At 68.0% G+C, this 21603-nt stretch carries 21 protein-coding genes; 8 read left to right on the top strand and 13 right to left on the bottom strand.

What is annotated here, in order from left to right:
- Positions 1–26: 26 nt before the first annotated feature.
- The 8 genes from ITJ68_RS01545 to dnaA form a co-directional block, all read right to left on the bottom strand.
- Positions 27–434 (bottom strand): DUF3566 domain-containing protein, encoded by a 408-nt coding sequence (locus ITJ68_RS01545; RefSeq protein WP_194626788.1) that lies wholly within the window; start codon positions 432–434, stop codon positions 27–29.
- On the bottom strand, positions 427–3072 hold the full coding sequence (gyrA, locus tag ITJ68_RS01540; protein ID WP_194659596.1) for a DNA gyrase subunit A: 2646 nt from the start codon (positions 3070–3072) through the stop codon (positions 427–429). The genes ITJ68_RS01545 and gyrA overlap by 8 nt, the downstream gene beginning before the upstream one ends.
- A gap of 116 nt (positions 3073–3188) precedes the next feature.
- The gene (gene gyrB, locus ITJ68_RS01535) at positions 3189–5192 is read right to left on the bottom strand and encodes a DNA topoisomerase (ATP-hydrolyzing) subunit B (protein WP_194659595.1); all 2004 of its coding nucleotides are present in this window, start codon (positions 5190–5192) and stop codon (positions 3189–3191) included.
- A gap of 132 nt (positions 5193–5324) precedes the next feature.
- A complete protein-coding gene (locus ITJ68_RS01530) occupies positions 5325–5825 on the bottom strand; it encodes a DUF721 domain-containing protein (RefSeq protein ID WP_071278525.1) in 501 nt (166 codons plus the stop codon).
- On the bottom strand, positions 5825–7039 hold the full coding sequence (gene recF, locus ITJ68_RS01525) for a DNA replication/repair protein RecF (protein ID WP_194659594.1): 1215 nt from the start codon (positions 7037–7039) through the stop codon (positions 5825–5827). Before recF ends, ITJ68_RS01530 begins: the two co-directional genes overlap by 1 nt.
- 31 nt (positions 7040–7070) lie before the next feature.
- Positions 7071–8006, bottom strand: a complete 936-nt coding sequence (gnd, locus tag ITJ68_RS01520) for a phosphogluconate dehydrogenase (NAD(+)-dependent, decarboxylating) (RefSeq protein ID WP_194660151.1) — start codon at positions 8004–8006, stop codon at positions 7071–7073.
- A gap of 19 nt (positions 8007–8025) precedes the next feature.
- Positions 8026–9180, bottom strand: a complete 1155-nt coding sequence (dnaN, locus tag ITJ68_RS01515) for a DNA polymerase III subunit beta (protein WP_194659593.1) — start codon at positions 9178–9180, stop codon at positions 8026–8028.
- Positions 9181–9661: 481 nt separating this feature from the next.
- Complete coding sequence (gene dnaA, locus ITJ68_RS01510; RefSeq protein ID WP_194659592.1) at positions 9662–11116, bottom strand: chromosomal replication initiator protein DnaA; 1455 nt, start codon at positions 11114–11116, stop codon at positions 9662–9664.
- A gap of 463 nt (positions 11117–11579) precedes the next feature.
- On the opposite strand from dnaA, the gene rpmH reads away from it, so the two are divergent.
- From rpmH to ITJ68_RS01470, 8 genes are all read left to right on the top strand, one after another.
- Positions 11580–11717, top strand: coding sequence for a 50S ribosomal protein L34 (gene rpmH, locus ITJ68_RS01505; protein WP_055951440.1), 138 nt, complete (start codon positions 11580–11582; stop codon positions 11715–11717).
- 129 nt (positions 11718–11846) lie between these two features.
- Positions 11847–12197 carry a ribonuclease P protein component gene (gene rnpA, locus ITJ68_RS01500; protein WP_194659591.1) on the top strand — a complete coding sequence of 117 codons (351 nt, stop codon included), beginning with the start codon at positions 11847–11849 and terminating at the stop codon, positions 12195–12197.
- Positions 12194–12607 carry a membrane protein insertion efficiency factor YidD gene (yidD, locus tag ITJ68_RS01495; RefSeq protein WP_323743179.1) on the top strand — a complete coding sequence of 138 codons (414 nt, stop codon included), beginning with the start codon at positions 12194–12196 and terminating at the stop codon, positions 12605–12607. Before rnpA ends, yidD begins: the two co-directional genes overlap by 4 nt.
- An 8-nt stretch (positions 12608–12615) precedes the next feature.
- Complete coding sequence (gene yidC / locus ITJ68_RS01490) at positions 12616–13596, top strand: membrane protein insertase YidC (protein ID WP_194659590.1); 981 nt, start codon at positions 12616–12618, stop codon at positions 13594–13596.
- Positions 13593–14135: a R3H domain-containing nucleic acid-binding protein gene (locus ITJ68_RS01485; protein WP_194659589.1), complete on the top strand. Its 543-nt coding sequence runs from the start codon at positions 13593–13595 to the stop codon at positions 14133–14135. Before yidC ends, ITJ68_RS01485 begins: the two co-directional genes overlap by 4 nt.
- A gap of 71 nt (positions 14136–14206) precedes the next feature.
- Positions 14207–14860 carry a 16S rRNA (guanine(527)-N(7))-methyltransferase RsmG gene (gene rsmG / locus ITJ68_RS01480; RefSeq protein WP_268095852.1) on the top strand — a complete coding sequence of 218 codons (654 nt, stop codon included), beginning with the start codon at positions 14207–14209 and terminating at the stop codon, positions 14858–14860.
- 84 nt (positions 14861–14944) lie between these two features.
- Positions 14945–15838: a ParA family protein gene (locus ITJ68_RS01475; RefSeq protein WP_323743178.1), complete on the top strand. Its 894-nt coding sequence runs from the start codon at positions 14945–14947 to the stop codon at positions 15836–15838.
- On the top strand, positions 15838–16818 hold the full coding sequence (locus ITJ68_RS01470) for a ParB/RepB/Spo0J family partition protein (protein ID WP_194659587.1): 981 nt from the start codon (positions 15838–15840) through the stop codon (positions 16816–16818). The genes ITJ68_RS01475 and ITJ68_RS01470 overlap by 1 nt, the downstream gene beginning before the upstream one ends.
- A gap of 217 nt (positions 16819–17035) precedes the next feature.
- On the opposite strand, the gene ITJ68_RS01465 is transcribed toward ITJ68_RS01470, so the two are convergent.
- The 5 genes from ITJ68_RS01465 to trxB form a co-directional block, all read right to left on the bottom strand.
- Positions 17036–17614: a YdcF family protein gene (locus ITJ68_RS01465; RefSeq protein WP_228504436.1), complete on the bottom strand. Its 579-nt coding sequence runs from the start codon at positions 17612–17614 to the stop codon at positions 17036–17038.
- 45 nt (positions 17615–17659) lie between these two features.
- On the bottom strand, positions 17660–18622 hold the full coding sequence (locus tag ITJ68_RS01460) for a D-alanine--D-alanine ligase family protein (RefSeq protein WP_194659585.1): 963 nt from the start codon (positions 18620–18622) through the stop codon (positions 17660–17662).
- A 43-nt stretch (positions 18623–18665) separates the two neighbouring features.
- Positions 18666–19970, bottom strand: coding sequence for a PLP-dependent aminotransferase family protein (locus ITJ68_RS01455; RefSeq protein ID WP_194659584.1), 1305 nt, complete (start codon positions 19968–19970; stop codon positions 18666–18668).
- A 188-nt stretch (positions 19971–20158) separates the two neighbouring features.
- Entirely contained in the window at positions 20159–20485 is a 327-nt protein-coding gene (gene trxA, locus ITJ68_RS01450) for a thioredoxin (RefSeq protein WP_017887828.1), read from the bottom strand.
- A 59-nt stretch (positions 20486–20544) separates the two neighbouring features.
- Complete coding sequence (trxB, locus tag ITJ68_RS01445; RefSeq protein ID WP_194659583.1) at positions 20545–21531, bottom strand: thioredoxin-disulfide reductase; 987 nt, start codon at positions 21529–21531, stop codon at positions 20545–20547.
- Positions 21532–21603: the final 72 nt, after the last annotated feature.

Below are 21603 nucleotides of genomic sequence, written 5' to 3'. Positions count from 1 at the left end.
TGGTCGGCCTCATCCGGCCGGGTGTGTCAGTTGTTGGTGAAGCCCACGAGCAGACCGCCCGTGATCCGCACGCTGAGGTTGTACAACACGCTCACGATGGCGCCGAGCACGGTGCCGACGACGACGTTGAGGATGCCGACGACGATCGAGAACCCGAGGACCTGGCCCAGTGAGAACTGGTCCATGATCGAGTACCCGTTCTGCCCGGTGACGTCCTTCAGCAGCATGTCGATCTTCTCGAACACGCCGGTCTGGTTGAGGATGAGCCAGACGAGCGCGGTGGCGACGACGATCACGATGCTGCCGGCGAGGGCGATGAGGAAGCTGAGCTTCACCACCGACCAGAAGTCGAGGTACACGAGGCGCAGGCGGACCTGTCGGGTGCCGACGGGCCGCTTCGCCTTCCTCTGGAGCTTCTCGGCGACACTACTCATTGCTTGACTGGTCCTCTCCGGCCACGGTGTCCGTGGGCACTGTGTCGGCGGGGTCGGGAGCCGCTTCGTCCGGGCTCACCGTCTCCACCGGGCCCGCAGGCTCGATCTCGGGGTCGTCCTGGTCGTCCAGGTTCCGCTCTGTGTTCCGGGCCACCGCGATGATCCGGTCGTTCTCCGCGAAACGCGCGAAGACGACTCCCATCGTGTCTCGGCCCTTGGCGGGGACCTCGGCCACGGCAGACCTTACCACCTTGCCCGATTGCAGCACGACGAGCACCTCGTCGTCCTCACCCACGATGAGCGCGCCCACCAGGTCGCCCCGGTCAGCGGCGAGCTTGGCCACCTTGATGCCGAGACCACCACGGCCCTGGATGCGGTACTGGTCGACGGAGGTGCGCTTGGCGTAGCCGCCCTCGGTCATCACCCAGACGAAGCCGTCGTCCGAGACCACCCGTGCCGCGAGCAGCGAGTCGCCGTCGCGGAAGGACATGCCCTTCACGCCGGAGGTCGAGCGGCCCATCGGGCGGAGCGTGTCGTTCGTCGCCGTGAAGCGGAGGGACATGCCGTGGCGCGAGACGAGGAGCAGGTCGTCGGTCTCGTCGACGAGCAACGCCGACCGGAGCTTGTCACCGTCGCGCAGGTTGATAGCGATGATGCCGCCGGTGCGGTTCGTGTCGTACTCGGTCAGCGCGGTCTTCTTGACCAGGCCGTGCTCGGTGGCGAGCACGAGGTACTGGGCGGCCTCGTAGTCGCGGATGTCGAGGACCTGCTGGATCCGCTCGTCCGGCTGCATCGCGAGCAGGTTGGCGGAGTGCTGGCCCTTGGCGTCGCGGCCGGCTTCCTGCAGTTCGTACGCCTTGGCCCGGTACACGCGGCCCTGGTCGGTGAGGAACAGCAGCCAGTGGTGCGTCGTCGTGACGAAGAAGTGCTCGACCACGTCGTCGGCACGCAGCTGGGCGCCACGCACGCCACGTCCGCCGCGGTGCTGCGCGCGGTACTGGTCGCTGCGCGTGCGCTTGACGTACCCACCGCGGGTGATGGTGACGACGACCTCTTCCTCGGGGATGAGGTCCTCGATCGACATGTCGCCGTCGTACCCGAACATGATCTCGCTGCGGCGGTCGTCACCGAAGCGCTCGACGATCTCGTCGAGCTCCTCGCCGATGATGCGACGCTGGCGCTCCGGGCGGGCGAGGATGTCCTCGAAGTCGGCGATCTTGAGCTCGAGCGCCTCGGCTTCCTCGTGGATCTTCTGTCGCTCCAGCGCGGCCAGACGGCGCAGCTGCAGCTCGAGGATCGCGCGGGCCTGGATCTCGTCGACGGAGAGCAGGTCCATCAGGCCGCTGCGGGCCTCTTCGACGTCGGGCGACCGACGGATGAGCGCGATGACCTCGTCGAGGGCGTCGAGCGCTGCCAGGTAGCCGCGCAGGATGTGCGCGCGCTTCTCGGCTTCGCGCAGGCGGTACTGGGTGCGGCGGACGATGACCTCGACCTGGTGGTCGACCCAGGCGGAGATGAAGCCGTCGAGCGCCAGGGTACGCGGGACACCGTCGACGATCGCGAGCATGTTCGCGCCGAAGTTCTCCTGCAGCTGCGTGTGCTTGTAGAGGTTGTTCAGCACGACCTTCGCCACGGCGTCGCGCTTGAGCACGATGACCAGGCGCTGGCCGGTGCGCCCGGAGGTCTCGTCGCGGATGTCGGCGACGCCGGCGAGACGGCCGTCCTTGACCAGCTCGGCGATCTTGATCGCGAGGTTGTCGGGGTTGACCTGGTACGGCAGCTCGGTGACGACGAGGCAGGTGCGCGCCTGGATCTCCTCGACGCTGACGACGGCACGCATGGTGATCGACCCGCGGCCGGTCCGGTAGGCGTCCTGGATGCCCTTGACGCCGAGGATCTGCGCACCGGTGGGGAAGTCCGGTCCCTTGATCCGCTGCATGAGCGCCGCGAGCAGCTCTTCACGCGTGGCGTCGGGGTTCTCGAGCGCCCACTTCGCGCCGGCGGCGACCTCGCGCAGGTTGTGCGGCGGGATGTTCGTCGCCATGCCGACTGCGATGCCGACCGAGCCGTTGACGAGCAGGTTCGGGAACCGGGACGGCAGGATCGCCGGCTCCTGCGTGCGGCCGTCGTAGTTGTCCTGGAAGTCGACGGTCTCCTCGTCGATGTCCCGGACCATCTCCATGGCGAGCGGCGCCATCTTGGTCTCGGTGTACCGCGGGGCCGCGGCGCCGTCGTTGCCGGGCGACCCGAAGTTGCCCTGGCCGAGTGCGAGCGGGTACCGGAGCGACCACGGCTGCACGAGTCGGACGAGTGCGTCGTAGATCGCGCTGTCACCGTGCGGGTGGAACTGGCCCATCACGTCGCCGACGACGCGGGAGCACTTCGAGAAGGCGCGGTCCGGCCGGTAGCCGCCGTCGTACATCGCGTAGAGCACGCGGCGGTGCACGGGCTTCAGGCCGTCGCGGACCTCGGGCAGCGCGCGCCCGACGATGACCGACATCGCGTAGTCGAGGTACGACCGCTGCATCTCGAGCTGCAGGTCGACCTGCGAGATGCGGTCGCCGGAGACGACGATGTCCCCGACCTCGCCGTGCACGATCTCGGGCTGGTCGTCGTTGGTTTCGTTCTCGTCAGCCATCTGGCTCGGCTACCTTTCTGACGGCCAGGAGGCCGTGGTGGCGTTCGTCGCGCCGGGCGCGACCACAGGTGGTCAGGACCAGGGCACGCGGCTCGCGCGGCCTGCTGGTCCGGTGATCAGATGTCCAGGAACCGGACGTCCTTCGCGTTCTGCTGGATGAACTGGCGACGAGCGTCGACGTCCTCGCCCATGAGCGTGGCGAAGGTGCTGTCCACGGCGGCGGCGTCCTCGAGCGTGACCTGCAGCAGGGTGCGGGTGTCCGGGTTCATGGTGGTGTCCCAGAGCTCCTTGTAGTCCATCTCGCCGAGGCCCTTGTAGCGCTGGATCCCGTTGTCCTTCGGGATGCGCTTGCCCGAGGCGATGCCGGACTGCAGCAGGGCGTCGCGCTCACGGTCGCTGAAGACGTACTCGTGGGCGGAGTTCGACCACTTCAGGCGGTACAGCGGCGGCTGCGCGAGGTAGACGTAGCCACGCTCGATGAGTGGTCGCATGTACCGGAACAGCAGCGTCAGCAGGAGCGTCGTGATGTGCTGGCCGTCGACGTCGGCGTCGGCCATCAGCACGATCTTGTGGTACCTGGCCTTGTCCGGGTCGAAGTCCTCGCCGATGCCGGCGCCGAACGCCGTGATCATCGACTGGATCTCCTGGTTCGCCAGGGCCCGGTCGAGACGGGCCTTCTCGACGTTCAGGATCTTGCCGCGGAGGGGCAGGATCGCCTGGGTCATCGGGTTGCGGCCCTGCACGGCGGAACCCCCGGCCGAGTCGCCCTCGACCATGAAGATCTCCGACAGGGTCGGGTCCTTCGACTGGCAGTCCTTGAGCTTGCCCGGCATGCCGCCCGACTCGAGCAGGCCCTTGCGCCGCGTGGTCTCACGGGCCTTGCGGGCAGCGAGTCGTGCCTGCGAGGCCTGGATCGCCTTGCGGACGACGTCGCGCGCCTGGGTCGGGTTGCTCTCGAACCAGTGGGTGAGCTCGGTGCCGACGACGCGCTGGACGAAGGACTTGGCCTCGGTGTTGCCGAGCTTGGTCTTCGTCTGGCCCTCGAACTGCGGCTCGGCGAGCTTCACGGAGATGACGGCCGTCAGCCCTTCACGGATGTCGTCACCCGTGAGGTTGTCGTCCTTCTCCTTGATGATCTTCGCTTCACGCGCGTAGCGGTTGACCAGCGTCGTGAGTGCGGCGCGGAAGCCCTCTTCGTGGGTGCCGCCCTCGTGCGTGTTGATCGTGTTCGCGAAGGTGTGGACGCTCTCCTGGTACGAGGTGTTCCACTGCATCGCGACCTCGAGCGCGATCTTGCGCTCGGTGTCCTCGGACTCGAAGCCGATGACGTCGGGGTGCACCAGGTCGGCCTTCTTCTGCGCACCGAGGTACTCGACGTAGTCGGCGAGGCCGCGGTCGTAGCGGAAGCTGTCGTGGCGCGACTCCTCCCCTTCGTCCGGGGTGCGCTCGTCGCGCAGGTTCAGGCGGAGGCCCTTGTTGAGGAACGCCATCTGCTGGAAGCGTGCGCGCAGGGTCTCGTAGTCGAAGTCGATCGACTCGAAGATCTCGGCGTTCGGCCAGAACGTGATGGTCGTGCCGGTCTCGTTGGTCTCTTCGTCCTTCGAGACGGGGGCGACCGGGACGCCGTCGGTGTAGCTCTGGCGCCAGACGTGTCCCTGACGACGGACCTCGACGTCGAGCTCGCTCGAGAGCGCGTTCACGACGGAGGAACCGACACCGTGCAGACCACCGGAGACCGCGTACCCGCCGCCGCCGAACTTGCCGCCGGCGTGCAGGACGGTCAGGACGACCTGGAGCGTCGAGACGCCCTCGGCCGAGTGCACGTCCACGGGGATGCCACGGCCGTTGTCGACCACGCGGACGCCGCCGTCTTCGCGGATCGTGATGTCGATGGTGTCGCAGTACCCGGCGAGGGCCTCGTCGACGGAGTTGTCGACGATCTCCTGCACGAGGTGGTGGAGCCCGCGCGGGCCCGTCGAGCCGATGTACATGCCGGGGCGCTTGCGGACGGCCTCGAGCCCCTCGAGCACCTGGATCTGGTCTGCGCCGTAGGACGACTCGCTCTGCTGGGCCTGCTCGCTGAGCGAGTCCTGTCGGTCGTCGTCAGATGCTGATGCCATGTCGAGAGTGCTCCTGCCTGCGCGCGGAACACCCACGCACTGCACCGCCCAGTCTATCGCAGCAGCCTCGTCCCCAGGGCTGAAACGGGCCACAGACGGGCGATTTCGCGACCAGAGGACGATTTGGTCTGCTCAACCGTAGGTGTCGCGAGGGCCGCGCCCCTGGACGCTCCTGGGGCCACGTTTCCAGGTGGGGGCGTCCGGGCCTGAGACCCGGATCGACTCGACGCCCGCTTCCGGGTGCCGCTCCGCGATGGTCGTGGTCACGCTCGCGCGCATCAGTCGCAGCTGCGTCGCCCACGCCGTCGAGTCACACCGGATGAGCAGTGCACCGTCCTCGATGTCGGTCGGACGGGAGTGCTTCGCGAGCTCCTCGCCGACCACGCTCGGCCAGTCGACGAAGAGCTCCGAACGCGCCAGTGGCTCCGTCCAGCCCAGCTCGGCCGCGAGCGACCCGACGATGTCACCGAGGCCCTTCGGCTCACGACCGCGACCGTAGGGCACGGTGTCGGCGTCGATCTCCTTGGCACGGCGGCGGCGCGCGTCGACCCCGCGCTTGCCCGGGTCGCCGAACACCGCCTTCATGTGCTGGTACACACGGCTGGGTTCGGTGGGCTTCCACGGCCTGGGCATCAGGCCTCCGTCGGCGTCGCCGGACTGGAGGCCCGGCTCGGCTCGGTCTCGTCGGTCACGATGGTGCCGGCCTCGATCCGCACGGTGTGCGCAGCCAGCTGCCCGGGGACGTCACCGAACACCGCCGCGGTGATGAGGACCTGCTCGTAGTCCGCCACCGCGGAACCGAGCCGTTCCCGCCGGGACTCGTCGAGTTCGGCGAAGACGTCGTCGAGGATGATGATCGGGTCGCCGAGGCTCGACTCCGCGCGCAGGATCGACGCCGACGCGAGCTGGATCGCGAGCGCGAAGGACCACGACTCCCCGTGACTGGCGTAACCGCGGGCAGGTAACCCGTTCAGGGTGAAGAGCACGTCGTCGCGGTGGGGCCCGGCGAGGGTCAGCCCGCGGTCGAGTTCGTCGCGGCGACGGCGTTCCAGCGCCTGACGGAAGGCCTCCGCCGCAGCGGGGACCGTGACGGGTTCGTCCGGGGTGCCGAGCACGGGGTCGGTGGCGCTCGCGGCCTCGGGGTCGCCGCCCCGGACGGAGAGCACGCCGGAGATCGTGGCCTCGTGCCGTTCGCCGGCGACCATCGCGTACGACTCCGCGACGAAGGGCGCGAGCCGACGGGTCAGGTGGTCGCGGGCGGCGATGATCTCGGAGCCGAACGCGACGAGCCGTTCGTCCCAGACCTCGAGCGTCGAGAGCGACCCGGCCTTGGCGCCGGAGTTCCTCGCCGACTTCAGCAGGGTGTTGCGCTGCCGGAGCGTGCGGTCGTAGTCGGCGATGACGCCCTGCATCCGCGGCGCGATCTGCACGAGGAGCTCGTCGAGCATGCGACGACGACCGGACGGTTCGCCGCGGACGAGCGCCAGGTCCTCCGGTGCGAAGAGCACGCTCGTGCAGTAGCGCGGGAGCTCCCGCGGCTTGATCGCCGAGCGGTTCACCTGCGCCCGGTTCGACCCCGAGCGGTTGATCTGCACCTCGGCGAGGATGCTCCGGTCCTCGTGCGCGAGTCGAGCGCGGACGATCGCCGCGTCGCACCCCTGTCGCACGAGGGCGGCGTCCGTCGGCACGCGATGCGACCCGAGCGTGGACAGGTAGGCGATGGACTCGACGAGGTTCGTCTTGCCCTGGCCGTTCCGTCCGACGAACAGGTTCGGCCCGCGTGCGAAGTCGACCTCCGCCTGCCGGTAGTTCCGGAAGTCGGTGAGCTGGAGATGGTCGACGTGCACGCGGGCCGAGGCCGGGTTCCCCCGGGAAGTCCTAGGACTTCTTGACGGCGTGGCCGCCGAACTGGTTGCGGAGCGCCGCGACGGCCTTCATCGTCGGGGACGCGCTGCCCTGACGCGAGACGAAGCGCGCGAAGATCGACGCCGAGAGCGCCGGCATCGGCACGGCGAGCTCGATGCCCTCTTCGAGGGTCCAGCGACCCTCGCCCGAGTCCTCGACGTAGCCCTCGAGCTCGGTGAGCTGCGGGTCCTCGTTGAGGGCGAGCACCATGAGGTCGAGCAGCCAGGAGCGCACGACCGTGCCGCGCTGCCACCCGGCGAAGACCGCGGGGACGTCCTTGATCAGGTCCTTGGCCTCGAGGAGCTCGTAGCCCTCGCCGTACGCCTGCATGATCGCGTACTCGATGCCGTTGTGCACCATCTTGGCGTAGTGGCCGGCGCCGATCGGGCCGGCGTGCGAGAAGCCCTCTTCGCGGGGGCCTTCGGGGCGGAGCGCGTCGAACACCGGCATGGCGCGCTCGATGTCGGCAGCGTCGCCGCCGACCATCAGGCCGTAGCCGTTGTCGAGGCCCCAGACACCGCCGGAGACGCCGGCGTCCACGTAGCGGATGCCCTTGGCGTCGAGCAGCTTGGCGTGCACCTCGTCGTCGAGCCACTTCGAGTTGCCGCCGTCGATGACGAGGTCACCCGGCTCGAGGACCTCGGCGAGGTCGTTGATGACGTCGTCGGTGATCTTCCCGTGGGGGACCATGACCCAGACCAGACGCGGGCCGGTCAGGGCCTTCGCGAGGGCGCCGAGGTCAGCGACGTCCGAGACGGCGGGGTTGGCGTCGTACCCGACGACGTCGATCCCTGCGTTGCGCAGACGCGCACGCATGTTGTTGCCCATCTTCCCGAGGCCGACAAGACCGATCTCCATGATTTCCTTCTTCTGTTCGTCGTCGCGCTGGGGCCACGAGTGACGCGTCAGCGCAGGTGTGACTGTTGCGCTATCGCAGCAGGAGGTTGGGCTGCAGCAGGTACCGGTATCCGTCCGTGGCCGGTTCCTCGCGCGAGGACTGGCCGGTGATGAGCACCGGGCCCGGCTTGTTGGGGTTCTCCGTCTTGGTGAAGGAGATGCGGACGAACTCGGAGTGCACCGCGTTCAACCCGTCCAGGAGGAAGGCGGGCTTCAACGAGACCACCATGTCCTCACCGGTCAGCAACGCATCGATCGACTCTGACGCCTGCGCTTGTTCGGATCCGATCGCCTCGAGCGTGAGCCCGTCGACCGTGAAGGAGAACCGGAGCGCGGCTTCGCGCTCCAGGACGAGGGAGACCCGTCGGACCGCTTCGACCAGCTCAGCCGTGTTGATCACGGCGTGGTCCTGGACGGTCTCGGGGAAGAGCCGGCGGACCGGCGGGTAGTTGCCCTTGATGAGCAGGGACGTGACCGTCTTGTCGGCGGCCTGGAACGCGATGAGCTCGCGGTCCGAGTTGCCGCTGATGGACACCGACACCGTGGTGGCCGAGCCGAACGTGCGGCCGACCTCCTGCAGGGTGCGGGCCGGGACGAGCGCGTGCATCGGCTCGGTGGGTTCGCCACCGGAGCGGCCGGAGTCCCACTGGATCGTGCGGACGGCGACGCGGTAGCGGTCGGTCGCGATGAGCGAGAGGTCGTTGTCGCTGACCTCGAGCTGCACGCCGGTGATGACCGGGGTGACGTCGTCACGGCTGGCGGCGACGGCGACCTGGGAGACGGCTTCCGAGAAGGCGTCGCCAGGGATGACACCGGTCTGCGGGCCGACCTCCGGCAGGGTCGGGTACTCCTCGACCGGCATGCTCAGGAGGGTGAAGTGCGCCGAGCCACAGGTGACGGTGATCCGGGACTCGTCCGTGGAGAACGTGACCGGGGCGTTCGGCAGGCGGCTCGCGATGTCGTTGAGCAGCCGACCGGAGACCAGGACCGTGCCCGACTCGTCGATCTGCGCCGAGATCGACGTCTGCGCCGAGACCTCGTAGTCGAAGGACGACAGCGTCAGACGCTCGCCTTCGGCATGGATCAGGACACCCGAGAGGATCGGGAGGGTCGTGCGCTGTGGGAGGAGTTTCACCGCGAACGAGACGGCTTCGGAGAAGACGTCCCGGTTGACCTCGAACTTCACAGCTGGGACCCCTGTCGATGGTTGGACTGTCCGGCCGCCCCATTGTGGCACAGCCCGGCGGAGGCCGGATTTCTTGTCATCCCGCCGTCCACAAGGTTGGCCCAGGGATCCCTAGAGATGAACAGGAGTAATCGTATTAACGCCTGTGCACACTGTGGACAACTCTGTGGAGACCAGTCACCGCAAGGGAACTACACGGTTGTGACTTGTGGGCGGCCTGTGGGCACCCTCGGGATGAATCTTCCTCGTCTATCCACTTCCATCCCCAGTTTCCACAGACACCCCCATCGCTGTGTACAACCGTCCGGCGTGTCCTCCACAGTTATCCACAGGCTTTCCACACTGTGTGAAAACCGCCGTGTGGAACCGTCTCAGATGGTGGACGCGCGCCCAGGCGAGCCGATGTCGGGACGTGGGAGGAGCCTCCCGGCCGCGTGAACCGATGTTCTGCGCGACGTGAGCCGCCGGTGCGAGCAGGTGCTCAGCGGTACCGGCGGTCCTGCTTGATCCGGCTCGTGAGCTCCGTGACCTGGTTGTAGATGGAGCGCCGTTCCTTCATCAGGTCCGCGATCTTCTTGTTCGCGTACATGACGGTGGTGTGGTCGCGGTTGCCGAACAGCTGCCCGATCTTGGGCAGGGACAGGCTCGTGAGCTCACGGCAGAGGTACATCGCGATCTGTCGTGCGGTCGCGATGGCCTGCGACCGGGACGACCCGTAGAGGTCGTCGACGGAGAGCTTGAAGTACTCCGCGGTGTGGTTGATGATGTCCGTCGGCGCGATGACGTTGTCCTCGTCGAGCGTGATCAGGTCCTTGAGGACCGTCTGCACGAGCGCCATGTCGACGGCCGTCCGGTTCAGGCTCGCGAACGCGGTGACGCGGATGAGCGTGCCCTCGAGTTCCCGGATGTTGCTGGAGACCTTCGAGGCCATGAACTCGAGGATGTCGTCCGGCACCTGCAGGTGGTCCGACTGTGCCTTCTTGCGGAGGATCGCGATGCGGGTCTCGAGGTCCGGGACCTGGACATCGGTGATCAGGCCCCACTCGAAGCGGCTGCGCATCCGGTCCTCGAAGCCCGTGAGGTGCTTCGGCGCGACGTCCGACGTGACCACGACCTGCTTGTTGTGGTCGTGCAGCGTGTTGAACGTGTGGAAGAAGGCCTCTTGCGTCGAGTCCTTGCCCTGGAGGAACTGGATGTCGTCGATGAGCAGGATGTCGATGTCGCGGTACCGCTGCTGGAACTGGTTGGACCGGTTGTTCGCGATCGAGTTGATGAAGTCGTTCGTGAACTCCTCGCTGGACACGTACCGCACCCGGATGCCCGGGTAGAGGCTCTCGGCGTAGTGGCCGATCGCGTGCAGGAGGTGGGTCTTGCCGAGGCCGGAGTCGCCGTAGATGAACAGCGGGTTGTACGCCTTGGCCGGGGCCTCGGCGACCGCGACGGCCGCGGCGTGTGCGAACCGGTTCGACGAGCCGATGACGAAGTTGTCGAAGTTGTACTTCGGGTTGAGCCGCGACTCGGGCCGGCCGCCGGTGCCCGGGGAGTCGATGTGGCTCGGGACGAACGGGGCCTCGATGTACTGGCGCGGGGCGGCGCTCTGCTCCACCGGCTGCTGCGTGGGCTCGGCGTACGCGGGGACCACGGGGTCGACCCGCGGCTCGGAGGCCATGTCCGGGTTGACCGTGATCGCGAAGTTCGCGACCGAGTCGTCACCGATCCGGGCGACGGCCTCGGTGATCGGGATCCGGATCCGCTGCTCGAGCATGCCGCGGGTCAGGTCGTTGGGGACCTCGAGGTAGAGGGTGCCGGCGAGGACGCCCTTCGGCTCGACGAGGTTGAGGAAGCCGTGCAGCTGCGGCGTGATGCGGTCGTCCTCGGCCAGGAGCCCGAGGACGCTCGACCAGAGGTCCTCGACGGGGTCGGCGGGCATCGTCATGTCGCGCTCGTCTCCAGGGGTCTCGTTCGGTCGTTCGGGTCGCAGGGCGCGCCACGGAACACGTGGGAGCGGGCGGCAGCACCGTGTCCCGGCGAGTCGTCCGTGGCTCCGGGCTGCTTCGTCGACGCTGCTGTGCCGCAGGCTCCCCACAGGGTTGTCCACAGTCTTGTCCACGATCGCCCCGGGCGCCAGGTCGGGGGTACTCCCCTGTCGTGGCGGGCCTCAGGCCGATCGATGACCCAACTGTAAAGGACCGGGGGCGCTCGCACCGAACGGAAGTTGTCCCCAATGTGGAGAACCGGGATGGAGCACCCACGGAGCCCGGGTCCGGTGATCGGGGTTTGACCTGCTCGCCCCTGTCACGTACCGTGGACAAGTTGACAGCGGCCCCTTGGTCGCGCCCACCTGGTTCAACCAAACCCATTCGTGACGGCTCGCCTCGAGCAGCCGTGTGGAGAAGATCATGAGCAAGCGCACCTTCCAGCCGAACAACCGTCGCCGCGCCAAGAAGCACGGCTTCCGCCTCCGCATGCGCACCCGTGCCGGCCGCAGCATCCTGGCCGCACGTCGCGCCAAGGGCCGCACCGAGCTCTCCGCCTGATCCAGCCTCACGCTGGTCCGGCTGTGCAGCCGATCGCGCCGCTCCGGCGTGGACCCCAGGTCCACCCGGGCGGCGCTTCGCTGCGCGGTCGGCGTCTCGACCCGTGCTGCCGGACGGGTCGGTGACGTCATGCTCGCTCGTGCGAACCGCATCGTGCGCGGGGACGACTACCGCGCGACCGTCCGTCGTGGCCGCAGGATCGCGACACCGACCGTGGTGGTGTCCGTCGTCCGTCGACCCGCGGACCCGGACGCTCCGACACGGTTCGGGTTCATCGTGGCGAAGACGGTCGGCAACGCCGTGACCCGCAACCTCTTGCGACGCCGGTTCAAGGGCATCGCCCACGACCTGCTCGCGACGGTCCCGGTCGGGCACGACGTGGTCGTCCGCGCACTGCCAGCCGCTGCGCAGGCCACGTGGCCTACCCTGCTCGAAGACGTCTCGCGCTCGTTCGCGCGCGGTGTGGAGAAGGCAGCATGAACCGGACGCGCTCGATGCGGACCCAGAGTTCCCTTCGGACCCAGTGGGTCCGTGTGCTCTGGGTGGTCGTGTTGCTCCCACGCAACGTCTGCGTGGTCGTCCTCCGGGCCTACCGCGCCGTGATCTCCCCGCTCTACGGCAACGTCTGCCGGTACCACCCCTCGTGCTCGCGTTACGCGCTCGAGGCGATCCAGCAGTACGGCGTCGTACGCGGGACCGCCATGGGCGCCTGGCGCATCGGCCGGTGCAACCCCTGGGCCGCCGGCGGCATCGACGACGTCCCGGCACGACGCGAGCCCCACACCGTCAACCGGTTCGGGTTCGTGCTCGCCCCGGTCCAGCAGCAGTCGCAGTCCCCGGTCGGCACCCTCCGTCCGGTGCTGTTCCCCCAGCGCACTCGAAAGGCGTGACCGTCCTCATGGACCTCATCGGAACGATCCTCTGGCCCCTCAAGTGGGTGGTCTCCGCCATCCTGGTCGGCTTCCACTGGATCTTCGAGAACCTCGGTCTGGACCCCGCAGCGGGCCTGACCTGGGTCCTGTCGATCATCTTCCTGACCTTCGTGGTCCGTGCCGCACTGATCCCGATCTTCGTGCGCCAGATCAAGTCGCAGCGTCGCATGCTCGAGGTCGCGCCGCAGCTGAAGAAGATCCAGGACAAGTACAAGGGCAAGAAGGACCAGTTCTCGCGTGAGGCCATGTCCCGCGAGACCATGGCGCTGTACAAGGAGACCGGGACGAACCCGTTGAGCTCCTGCCTGCCGCTCCTGCTGCAGATGCCGATCTTCTTCTCGCTGTACTCGGTGCTGCACGAAGCCCAGATCAACAAGACCGGCATCGGTCTGCTCACGAACGACCTGGCCCGGGAGTTCGGCAACGCGTCGCTCTTCGGTGCCCCGCTGCACGAGACCTTCACGAACGCCTCCGGGTGGGAGGTCCGCATCATCGCGGGCTTCATGATCGTGGTCATGACGGCATCGCAGTTCGTCACGCAGCTGCAGCTCGTCGCCAAGAACATGTCGCCGGAGACCAAGGAGTCTCCGATGTACCGCCAGCAGAAGATGATGCTGTACGTGCTCCCCCTGATCTTCGTGATCTCGGGTCTCTCGTTCCCCCTCGGCGTCATGTTCTACTGGCTCGCGTCGAACCTCTGGACGATGGCGCAGCAGTACTTCGTCATCCGCAGCATGCCGACGCCGGGTTCCGAAGCGGCCCTGGCCCGCGAGGTCCGCCTCGCGAAGAAGGCCCAGCGCCGTGGGACACCCGCCGGGGTCCTCGCCGAGGCCGGCGCCGGTGCCGGTGCCGGTGCCGCCGAGATGGAAGCCGTGCGCATCACGACGACGCAGCGCCAGCAGCCGGTCGGCAAGCAGCGCTCCAAGAAGAACGGGAAGACCAAGTGACCGAGCAGGACACCGCCGCAGCGGTCGAGCCGACCGAGGCTGAGCTGACCACGACCGGTGCGGTCGACGACGTCGAGGAGGACCTCGACGACGAGACCCGCGACGAAGCCGACATCGCTGCGGACTACATCGAGGAACTGCTCGACATCTGCGACCTCGACGGCGACATCGAGATCGAGGAGCGCGCGGGTCGCGTCTACCTGTCCGTCACGGACGAGGGCAACGCCCTGCGGGTGCTCGCGAAGCCGGACACCGTGACCGCGCTCCAGGAGCTCACGCGCATCGCCGTGCAGGCCGAGACGGGCGAGTTCAGCCGGCTCATCCTCGACGTCGGTGGCTCGCGGGACGCCCGCGCCGAGGAACTCCAGCGGCTCGTCGACACCGCGGTCGAGCGCATCGAGGCCGGGTCGCCCACGGCGGCGCTCCCCCCGATGTCCTCCTACGAACGCAAGCTCGTGCACGACCTGGTCGCGGAGAAGGGCTTCAACTCGGAGTCCGAGGGTGAGGGTCGCGACCGCCACACGGTCATCACCCGATGACGGCGGACGCGCAGCCGTCGTCGGAGTCAGACGCCGTGACTGCCCCTGGGGGGCCGTCAGACGCCCCTGGCGTGGTGTCGACGGACGTCAGCGAGCCTCCGGTGCTGGAAGCCGAGCCAGCGGCAGCGCAGACGCTGTTCGGCGACCGCATCGACGTCGCGCGGTCCTTCACGAACGAGCTTGCACGCCGCGGTGAGGAACTCGGCCTGATCGGCCCGCTGGAACTCCCCCGGCTTTGGACGCGACACATCCTCAACTCTGCGTTGCTTGCGCCACTGCTCACTGCCGGCGGACACGTCGGCGACGTCGGTTCGGGAGCGGGCCTGCCGGGCCTGGTGCTGGCGATCGCGCGCCCGGACGTCACCTTCACGCTCATCGAGCCCATGGAACGCCGTGTCGAGTGGCTCACCGCCGAGGCCGCGCGACTGGGCCTAGAGAACGTCTCGGTGCTCCGCGCGCGGGCCGAGGACGTGTCGGACGAGCTGGTGCTCGACCAGGTCACCGCTCGTGCGGTGAGCGCCCTGTCGAAGCTCATCCCCATCACCGTGCCGCTCGTCCGTTCCGGCGGGGAGCTCATCCTCATGAAGGGCGCGCGCGTCGACGACGAAGTTGCCGCAGCTCGGAAGGTGATCCTCCGCAAGCGACTCGAGAACGTCGAAGTCCTCGAGCTCGGAGTCGGTGTGGTCGAGGAAACCACACGCGTCTTCCGGGCTACAGTTGACTGACGCCGCGCGGCGCTGAGGTCCTCCGGGATCGTGTGCAGCGCCCCGCGTTCCACGTGAAACATCGAACCGGGGAAGAGGCACTCGTTGAGTTCATCGACCGACTACGACGCGTCGACACCGCTCGCTCGTGAGATCGCTGATCTGACCCGACGTCGCCGAGCGATCGCGTCCGAACAGTTCCCGCTGCCGGACAAGACCCGCATCCTGACGGTGTCCAACCAGAAGGGCGGCGTCGGCAAGACCACCACCACGGTCAACCTCGCAGCAGCCCTGGCTCGCGGAGGAGCCCGCGTCCTGGTCATCGACCTCGACCCGCAGGGCAATGCGTCGACGGCGATGGGCGTCAACCACCAGGCTGACGTCACGAGCATCTACGACGTCATCGTGGACGAAGCGCCGATCGCCGATGCCGTGCAGCGCTCCCCCGAGTCCGAGAACCTCTGGTGTGTGCCGGCGACGATCCACCTCGCGGGCGCTGAGATCGAACTCGTGTCGCTCGTCGCCCGCGAACAGCGTCTGCGTACGGCTCTGGACCAGTACCTCGAGTCGCTCGACGACCCGTACCACTACGTCTTCATCGACTGCCCGCCGTCCCTCGGCCTGCTGACGATCAACGCCTTCGTCGCTGCGAAGGAAGTCCTGATCCCGATCCAGTGCGAGTACTACGCACTCGAGGGGCTCAGCCAGTTGCTGCGGAACATCGAGCTGATCGAGCGACACCTGAACCCGAACCTCAGCGTGTCGACGATCCTGCTCACGATGTACGACGGCCGGACCAACCTCGCGAACCAGGTCGCCGCGGACGTCCGCGAGCACTTCGGCGAGCAGGTCCTCAAGGCCATGATCCCCCGATCGGTGCGCGTGAGCGAGGCACCGAGCTACGGCCAGAGCGTCGTGGCCTACGACATCAACTCCTCCGGGTCGTTGTCCTACCTGGAAGCGGCGGCGGAGATCGCAGCACGAGGAGCAAAGCACTGATGGCACCCAAGCGCACCGGACTCGGCCGAGGCATCGGCGCTCTGATCCCGACCGCCGCGGATCAGCAGGACCGCCCGGTGGACGTGTTCTTCCCCACGGGCGGCACGGGCTCGGCAGCCGCGTTGGCTGACGGCGCCACGGCGGAGGACCTGCTTGCGGTGCCCGGTGCACGACTGGCCAACCTCAACCCGCTCGACATCGTGCCGAACGGTCAGCAGCCGCGCAAGGAGTTCCGCGAGGAAGAGCTGCAGGAGCTCGTGCACTCGATCCGCGAGATCGGCGTGCTGCAGCCCATCGTGGTGCGGCCGCTCGAAGGTGCTTCGGGAACGGAGCCGCAGTACGAGCTCATCATGGGTGAGCGGCGTCTTCGTGCAACCAAGGAGCTCGGGCTCGCGACGATCCCCGCGATCGTCAAGGACACTCCGGACGACGCGATGCTCCGCGACGCTCTGCTCGAGAACCTGCACCGTGCGAACCTCAACGCGCTGGAAGAAGCGTCGGCCTACCAGCAGCTGCTCGCCGACTTCGGCATCACGCAGGAGGAACTCGCGCAGCGGATCGGGCGTTCACGGCCGCAGATCACGAACACCATCCGACTGCTGCGACTCCCCTCCCCCGTGCAGCGTCGCGTTGCTGCTGGTGTGCTCTCCGCCGGCCACGCTCGTGCGATCCTCGCGGCGCCCGACGCCGAGGCGATGGAGTACCTGGCCGAGAAGATCGTCAACGAGGACCTGTCCGTGCGTCAGGCCGAGGCGCTCGCGCAGCAGCTCGCACAGGGATCGCCGAAGAAGGCCCCGGTGCAGCCCAACAAGCGGGAGGCGCACTTCTCCGACGTTGCCGAGCGACTGGGCGATCGGCTCAACACGCGCGTGCGGATCGCGGTGGGTGCACGGAAGGGTCGTGTCACGATCGACTTCGCGAACGCGGCCGACCTCAATCGCATCCTCGAGGAGCTCGGCGCAGCAGACCTCGGCTCCTGAGTCGCCGTTCCACGTGGAACGTCCCCTCAGCGGGCGTTAGACGGCTCTCTGCGGGACGAAGGCGCCCCGCGCAGCTCCGCATCTACCCCACGACAGGAACGGCTCTCAGAGCGGCGCAGGGCACTGTAACCTGCCTCCTCCTACAAGGAAAAGCCCCCTGGCCGTGCGATCGTGATGTTCCACGTGAAACACCGCTCCGAACAGGCGCCGGCCGGGGTCAGCGGAGCGACCGCAGTTTGAAGATTCCGACGACCGCGAGTACCGGTTTGAACAGCGTCATCTCACCCAGTCGGTAGTCCCTTCCAGGGACCAGCCGAGCCGCGAGGTCAGGGCGCTGGCGGCGGAGGTACATCCGCGCCTTCTCCGCGTGCAGGCTGTTCGACACAAGCACGATCCACTGGGCGTCCTCAAGCAGCGGGGTCACGTTCTGGATGTTCTCCCACGTGGAGCGGCTCGTGGTCTCTTCGTGGAGGGGCCCATTCCAGCCGAGGTCATGGCGGAGGTGTCGAGCGAGCAGCGTCGCTTCCGGGATGCTCCCGCGTACCGCTCCCCCACTCGCGATGATCGTCGTGCTGGTGCCAGCCGGGACCGAGCGGAGAGCCATGCGCGCGCGCCACCGGTTGATGACGTTGGCGTCATGCCCGCGATTGGCGATCCCGAGGACGACGACGACACCGCCGCTCGCGTGCGCGGTCTTCGAAGCCGGGCTGTCCGGGTACCCGCGCCGAGAGGCACGTTGATGGACCAGCTCTGCCCAGGTCAGGAGGGCGAGACCGAACAGGGTCGAGAACGACAACAGGCGCAGTGTTCCACGTGGAACACTGCGCCTGGAGGGCATCGCTCAGGCCTGGTGGTCGCGGATGGCCTGTTCGGCCAGCTCGGCGTAGGTCCACCCGAGGTCGAATCCCGACGCGGACAGGGCCTGCGGGACGAGGGACGTCTCCGTGAGGCCCGGAAGCACGTTGGCCTCGAGGAACCACGGGGTGCCGGCGTTGTCGATGATGAGGTCCACACGCGAGATGTGTCGCAGGCCCAGGGCCCCGTGTGCCGCCACAGCCGCGGCCGAAGCTGCGGCACCGAAGTCTGCCGACAACCGAGCCGGCGTGTAGAACGTGGTCTCCCCTGCGTTGTACCGGGCCTCGAACCCGTAGAAGCCGTTCTTCGGCACGATCTCGACCGGCGCGAGGGCGACAGGGCCGTCCCCGGTGTCGATGATCCCGACGGCGACCTCCGTCCCACGGATCAGCTGCTCCACCACCACGTCGTCGCAGTAGGTGTACGCGGTGACCATGGCTCGGGGGAGGTCGTCCACGTCCTCGACGAGCGTGACACCCTGGGCGCTGCCGCCCCGTGCAGGCTTCACCGCGAGCGGCACGGGGTGCTCCCCAGCGATGCTCTTGAGGACGCCGACGGCACCGAGCTCGCGGAACACATCGTGGGACAGCGTCACCGACCGCGGTGTCTTCACGCCGGTCCTGGCGACCAGTGCCGAGGCAGTGGGCTTGTCCCAGGCCAACCGGGCCGACGTCGACCGTGAGCCGACGAACGGGATGTCCAGGGCCTCCAGGATGCCGCGAAGCGCGCCGTCCTCACCAGAGGCGCCGTGCAGTGCCGGCCACACGACGTCCGGGCGGGTGGCCGCCAGCGCCGGCAGGAGCGATGCGTCGGCGTCGCGGAGGTCGACTTGCCAGCCGTACCCGGTCAACGAGTCGGCGACGCGGCGTCCGGATCGGAGGGAGACGTCCCGCTCGTGGGAGATGCCCCCGGCGACGACGACGACGTGGCGGCGAGTGAGCTCGGCCATTGCGGAGACCTCCGGTACTGCGGTGTTCGACGGAAAGTGCTGGTCAGGAGATGTTCGGCGGCGGGGCACTCACCGAGGACGTCTGACGAGCGGTGCTGGTGGAGCGCGTCGTGGGACCGAAGGTCTCGACGAGCTCGAGCTCGTCGTTGACGACGTTGGCCAGGCGCTTGACGCCGACGCGGATCTGCTCCGGGGTCGGGTAGCAGAAGGACAGGCGGATGTTGTGTCCGCCGCGGCCATCGGCGTAGAAGGCGGTGCCCGGGGTGTACGCCACGAGCTCCTTCACGGCACGCGGGAGCATCCCCTTGGAGTCGAGCGACTCCGGCAGGGTCAGCCAGACGAAGAAGCCACCGTTCGGACGTGTCCAGCTCAGGTCGGGCAGGAACTCCCCCAGGGCCTGGAACATGGCGTCGCGACGTTCGGCGTAGATGCCACGGAAGGTGTCGATCTGCCCGCGCCAGTCGGCGGCGTCGAGGTAGGCGTTGACGACGTACTGGCCGAAGGAGTTCGGCGCGAGCACGGCAGACTCGTTGGCGAGCACGAGCTTCTCGCGGATGGCGTGCGGCGCGAGGGCCCAGCCGACGCGGAAGCCCGGAGCGAGCGTCTTCGAGAACGACCCGAGGTACACCACGCCCTCGTCGTCGATGGAGCGGATCGCCTGGGGTGCCGGCTCGTCGAACCAGAGCAGGCCGTACGGGTTGTCCTCGAGCACGAGGATGCCGTTCGAGCGACAGATGTCGAGGATCTCGATGCGGCGCTCGCGGCTCATCGTGACACCGGCCGGGTTGTGGAAGTTCGGGATCGTGTAGAGGAACTTCATCCGCTTGCCCGCGGCCCGCAGGTTCGCGATGGTCTCGCGGAGTGCCTCGGGGACCAGACCGTTCTCGTCGGTCGTCACGTGGACGGTCTCGGCCTGGTACGACCGGAACACCCCGATCGCGCCGACGTAGGACGGCGACTCTGCCAGCACGACGTCACCCGGGTCGATGAACAGGCGCGTGACGAGGTCGAGCGCGTGCTGGGACCCCGTGGTGACCACGACGTCCTCGGCGCTGGCACGGATGCCCTCCAGGGACATCACGTCGACGATGTGCTCGCGGAGCGACCGCAGGCCCTGTCCGCTGCCGTACTGGAGCGCCATGGCGGCGTCCTCGGCCATGACGCGGTCCAGGGAGCCCGTGACGAGCTCACGCGGGAGCGCGGAGACGTACGGCATGCCGCCGGCCAGGGAGACCACTTCGGGCCGGGAGGCGACGGCGAACAGGGCTCGTACCTCGGAGGCGCTCAGACCAGCCGTGCGCTGGGCGTAGGAGTCGTACCAGGGGTCGAGGCTGTTGCCGTTCGTCATCGGTTCTCCGTTCGAGGCGTCCCGCCACAGTACGACATGGAGTCCGCGAACCCCGGGAGTGTGTCGCAGGCCGATCCTGAACACGTGGACCGCTGCGGACGAGACTCGCGTCCGACACCGGGCCGGACAGACGAACGCCCCGCCCTCCGATGGAATGGAGGACGGGGCGTCCGAGCGTGCGGGAGTCCCTACGCGAGGAACTCGGCCAGGTCGGCCTCGAGAGCCGGCTTCGGCTTGGCGCCGATGACGGTCTTGACGACCTCGCCGCCCTTGAAGACCTTCATCGCGGGGATGGAGGTGATCTGGTAGTTCATGGCCGACTGGGGGTTGTCGTCGACGTTGAGCTTGACGATCTCGATCTTGCCGGCGTGCTCTTCGGCGATCTGGTCGAGGATCGGCGAGACCGCGCGACACGGGCCGCACCACTCTGCCCAGAAGTCGACGAGGATCGTCTTGTCGGACTTGAGGACCTCGTCCGAGAAGGTGGCGTCGGTGACTGCCTTGGCGTTGGACATGTGTACTCCTTCGAGAAGTCGTTCGGTGGGTGGAACGGCGACGTCTGTCGCCGCATTCCCTACGCGGAGATGGTGACGGGCTCGACCGGGACGTCGCCGTCGACGTCGGCCGTGACGTGGTCGTCGAGGTCGGCGAGGTACTTCTCGGCGTCGAGCGCCGCGACGGCACCCGAACCCGCGGCCGTGATGGCCTGACGGTAGGTGTGGTCGAGCACGTCGCCCGCGACGAAGACGCCGGGGACGCCGACGGCACGGGAGGTGCGGCCCTCGACGGCGATGGTGCCCTCGGGGGCGAGCTGCAGCTGCTGGTGGACCAGGTGCACGCGGGGGTCGTTGCCGATCGCGATGAACAGGCCGTCGAGCGCGAGCTCGGAAGTCTCACCGGTGACGGTGTCCTTGAGCGTGACGCCCTCGACCGCGGAGGCACCGGAGATCCCGACGACCTCCTTGTTCCACGCGAACTCGATCTTCGGGTCGTTCATCGCGCGGTCCTGCATGATCTTCGACGCGCGCAGGGTGTCCTTGCGGTGGATGACCGTCACCTTGTCGGCGAAGCGGGTCAGGAAGGTCGCTTCCTCCATCGCGGAGTCGCCACCGCCGACCACGGCGATGTTCTTCTGGCGGAAGAAGAAGCCGTCGCAGGTCGCGCACCACGAGACGCCGTGGCCGGACAGGCGTTCCTCGTCCGGCAGGCCGAGCTGGCGGTAGGCCGAGCCGGTGGCGTAGATGACCGCGAGGGCCTCGTACGTCTCGCCGGAGCCGACCGTGACGCGCTTGACGTCGCCGGTGAGCTCCACGGAGACGGCGTCGTCGTACAGGACCTCGGCGCCGAAGCGCTCGGCCTGTTCCTGCATCTTGATCATGAGGTCGGGGCCCTGGATGCCCTCGGGGAAGCCCGGGAAGTTCTCGACCTCGGTCGTCTTCGTGAGCTCGCCGCCCGTCTCGACGCTGGACGCGACGATGAGCGGCTTGAGCTGGGCTCGAGCGGCGTAGATGCCTGCCGTGAACCCGGCCGGGCCGGAACCGATGATGATGAGCTGGCGCATGCCTGGTTGCCCTTCCGTTGCGTACTGACCGGGTCAACCAATGCTAGCCGTGGGGCATTCCACACGGCCGGT

This window comes from Curtobacterium sp. VKM Ac-1395 (genome assembly GCF_015350975.1).
Lineage (GTDB): Bacteria > Actinomycetota > Actinomycetes > Actinomycetales > Microbacteriaceae > Curtobacterium.
This window is presented reverse-complemented; position numbering and strand designations above follow the sequence as displayed.

What these genes read in the sequence shown, in the direction of transcription:
- gyrB (WP_194659595.1), bottom strand. Translation starts at nt 5,192, where the DNA reads ATGGCATCAGCATCTGACGACGACCGACAGGACTCGCTCAGCGAGCAG.
- ITJ68_RS01545 (WP_194626788.1), bottom strand. Translation starts at nt 434, where the DNA reads ATGAGTAGTGTCGCCGAGAAGCTCCAGAGGAAGGCGAAGCGGCCCGTC.
- ITJ68_RS01460 (WP_194659585.1), bottom strand. Translation starts at nt 18,622, where the DNA reads ATGGCCGAGCTCACTCGCCGCCACGTCGTCGTCGTCGCCGGGGGCATC.
- rnpA (WP_194659591.1), top strand. Translation starts at nt 11,847, where the DNA reads ATGCTCGCTCGTGCGAACCGCATCGTGCGCGGGGACGACTACCGCGCG.
- dnaA (WP_194659592.1), bottom strand. Translation starts at nt 11,116, where the DNA reads ATGACGATGCCCGCCGACCCCGTCGAGGACCTCTGGTCGAGCGTCCTC.
- ITJ68_RS01530 (WP_071278525.1), bottom strand. Translation starts at nt 5,825, where the DNA reads ATGCCCAGGCCGTGGAAGCCCACCGAACCCAGCCGTGTGTACCAGCAC.
- ITJ68_RS01455 (WP_194659584.1), bottom strand. Translation starts at nt 19,970, where the DNA reads ATGACGAACGGCAACAGCCTCGACCCCTGGTACGACTCCTACGCCCAG.
- ITJ68_RS01470 (WP_194659587.1), top strand. Translation starts at nt 15,838, where the DNA reads ATGGCACCCAAGCGCACCGGACTCGGCCGAGGCATCGGCGCTCTGATC.
- trxB (WP_194659583.1), bottom strand. Translation starts at nt 21,531, where the DNA reads ATGCGCCAGCTCATCATCATCGGTTCCGGCCCGGCCGGGTTCACGGCA.
- trxA (WP_017887828.1), bottom strand. Translation starts at nt 20,485, where the DNA reads ATGTCCAACGCCAAGGCAGTCACCGACGCCACCTTCTCGGACGAGGTC.
- yidD (WP_323743179.1), top strand. Translation starts at nt 12,194, where the DNA reads ATGAACCGGACGCGCTCGATGCGGACCCAGAGTTCCCTTCGGACCCAG.
- gyrA (WP_194659596.1), bottom strand. Translation starts at nt 3,072, where the DNA reads ATGGCTGACGAGAACGAAACCAACGACGACCAGCCCGAGATCGTGCAC.
- rpmH (WP_055951440.1), top strand. Translation starts at nt 11,580, where the DNA reads ATGAGCAAGCGCACCTTCCAGCCGAACAACCGTCGCCGCGCCAAGAAG.
- yidC (WP_194659590.1), top strand. Translation starts at nt 12,616, where the DNA reads ATGGACCTCATCGGAACGATCCTCTGGCCCCTCAAGTGGGTGGTCTCC.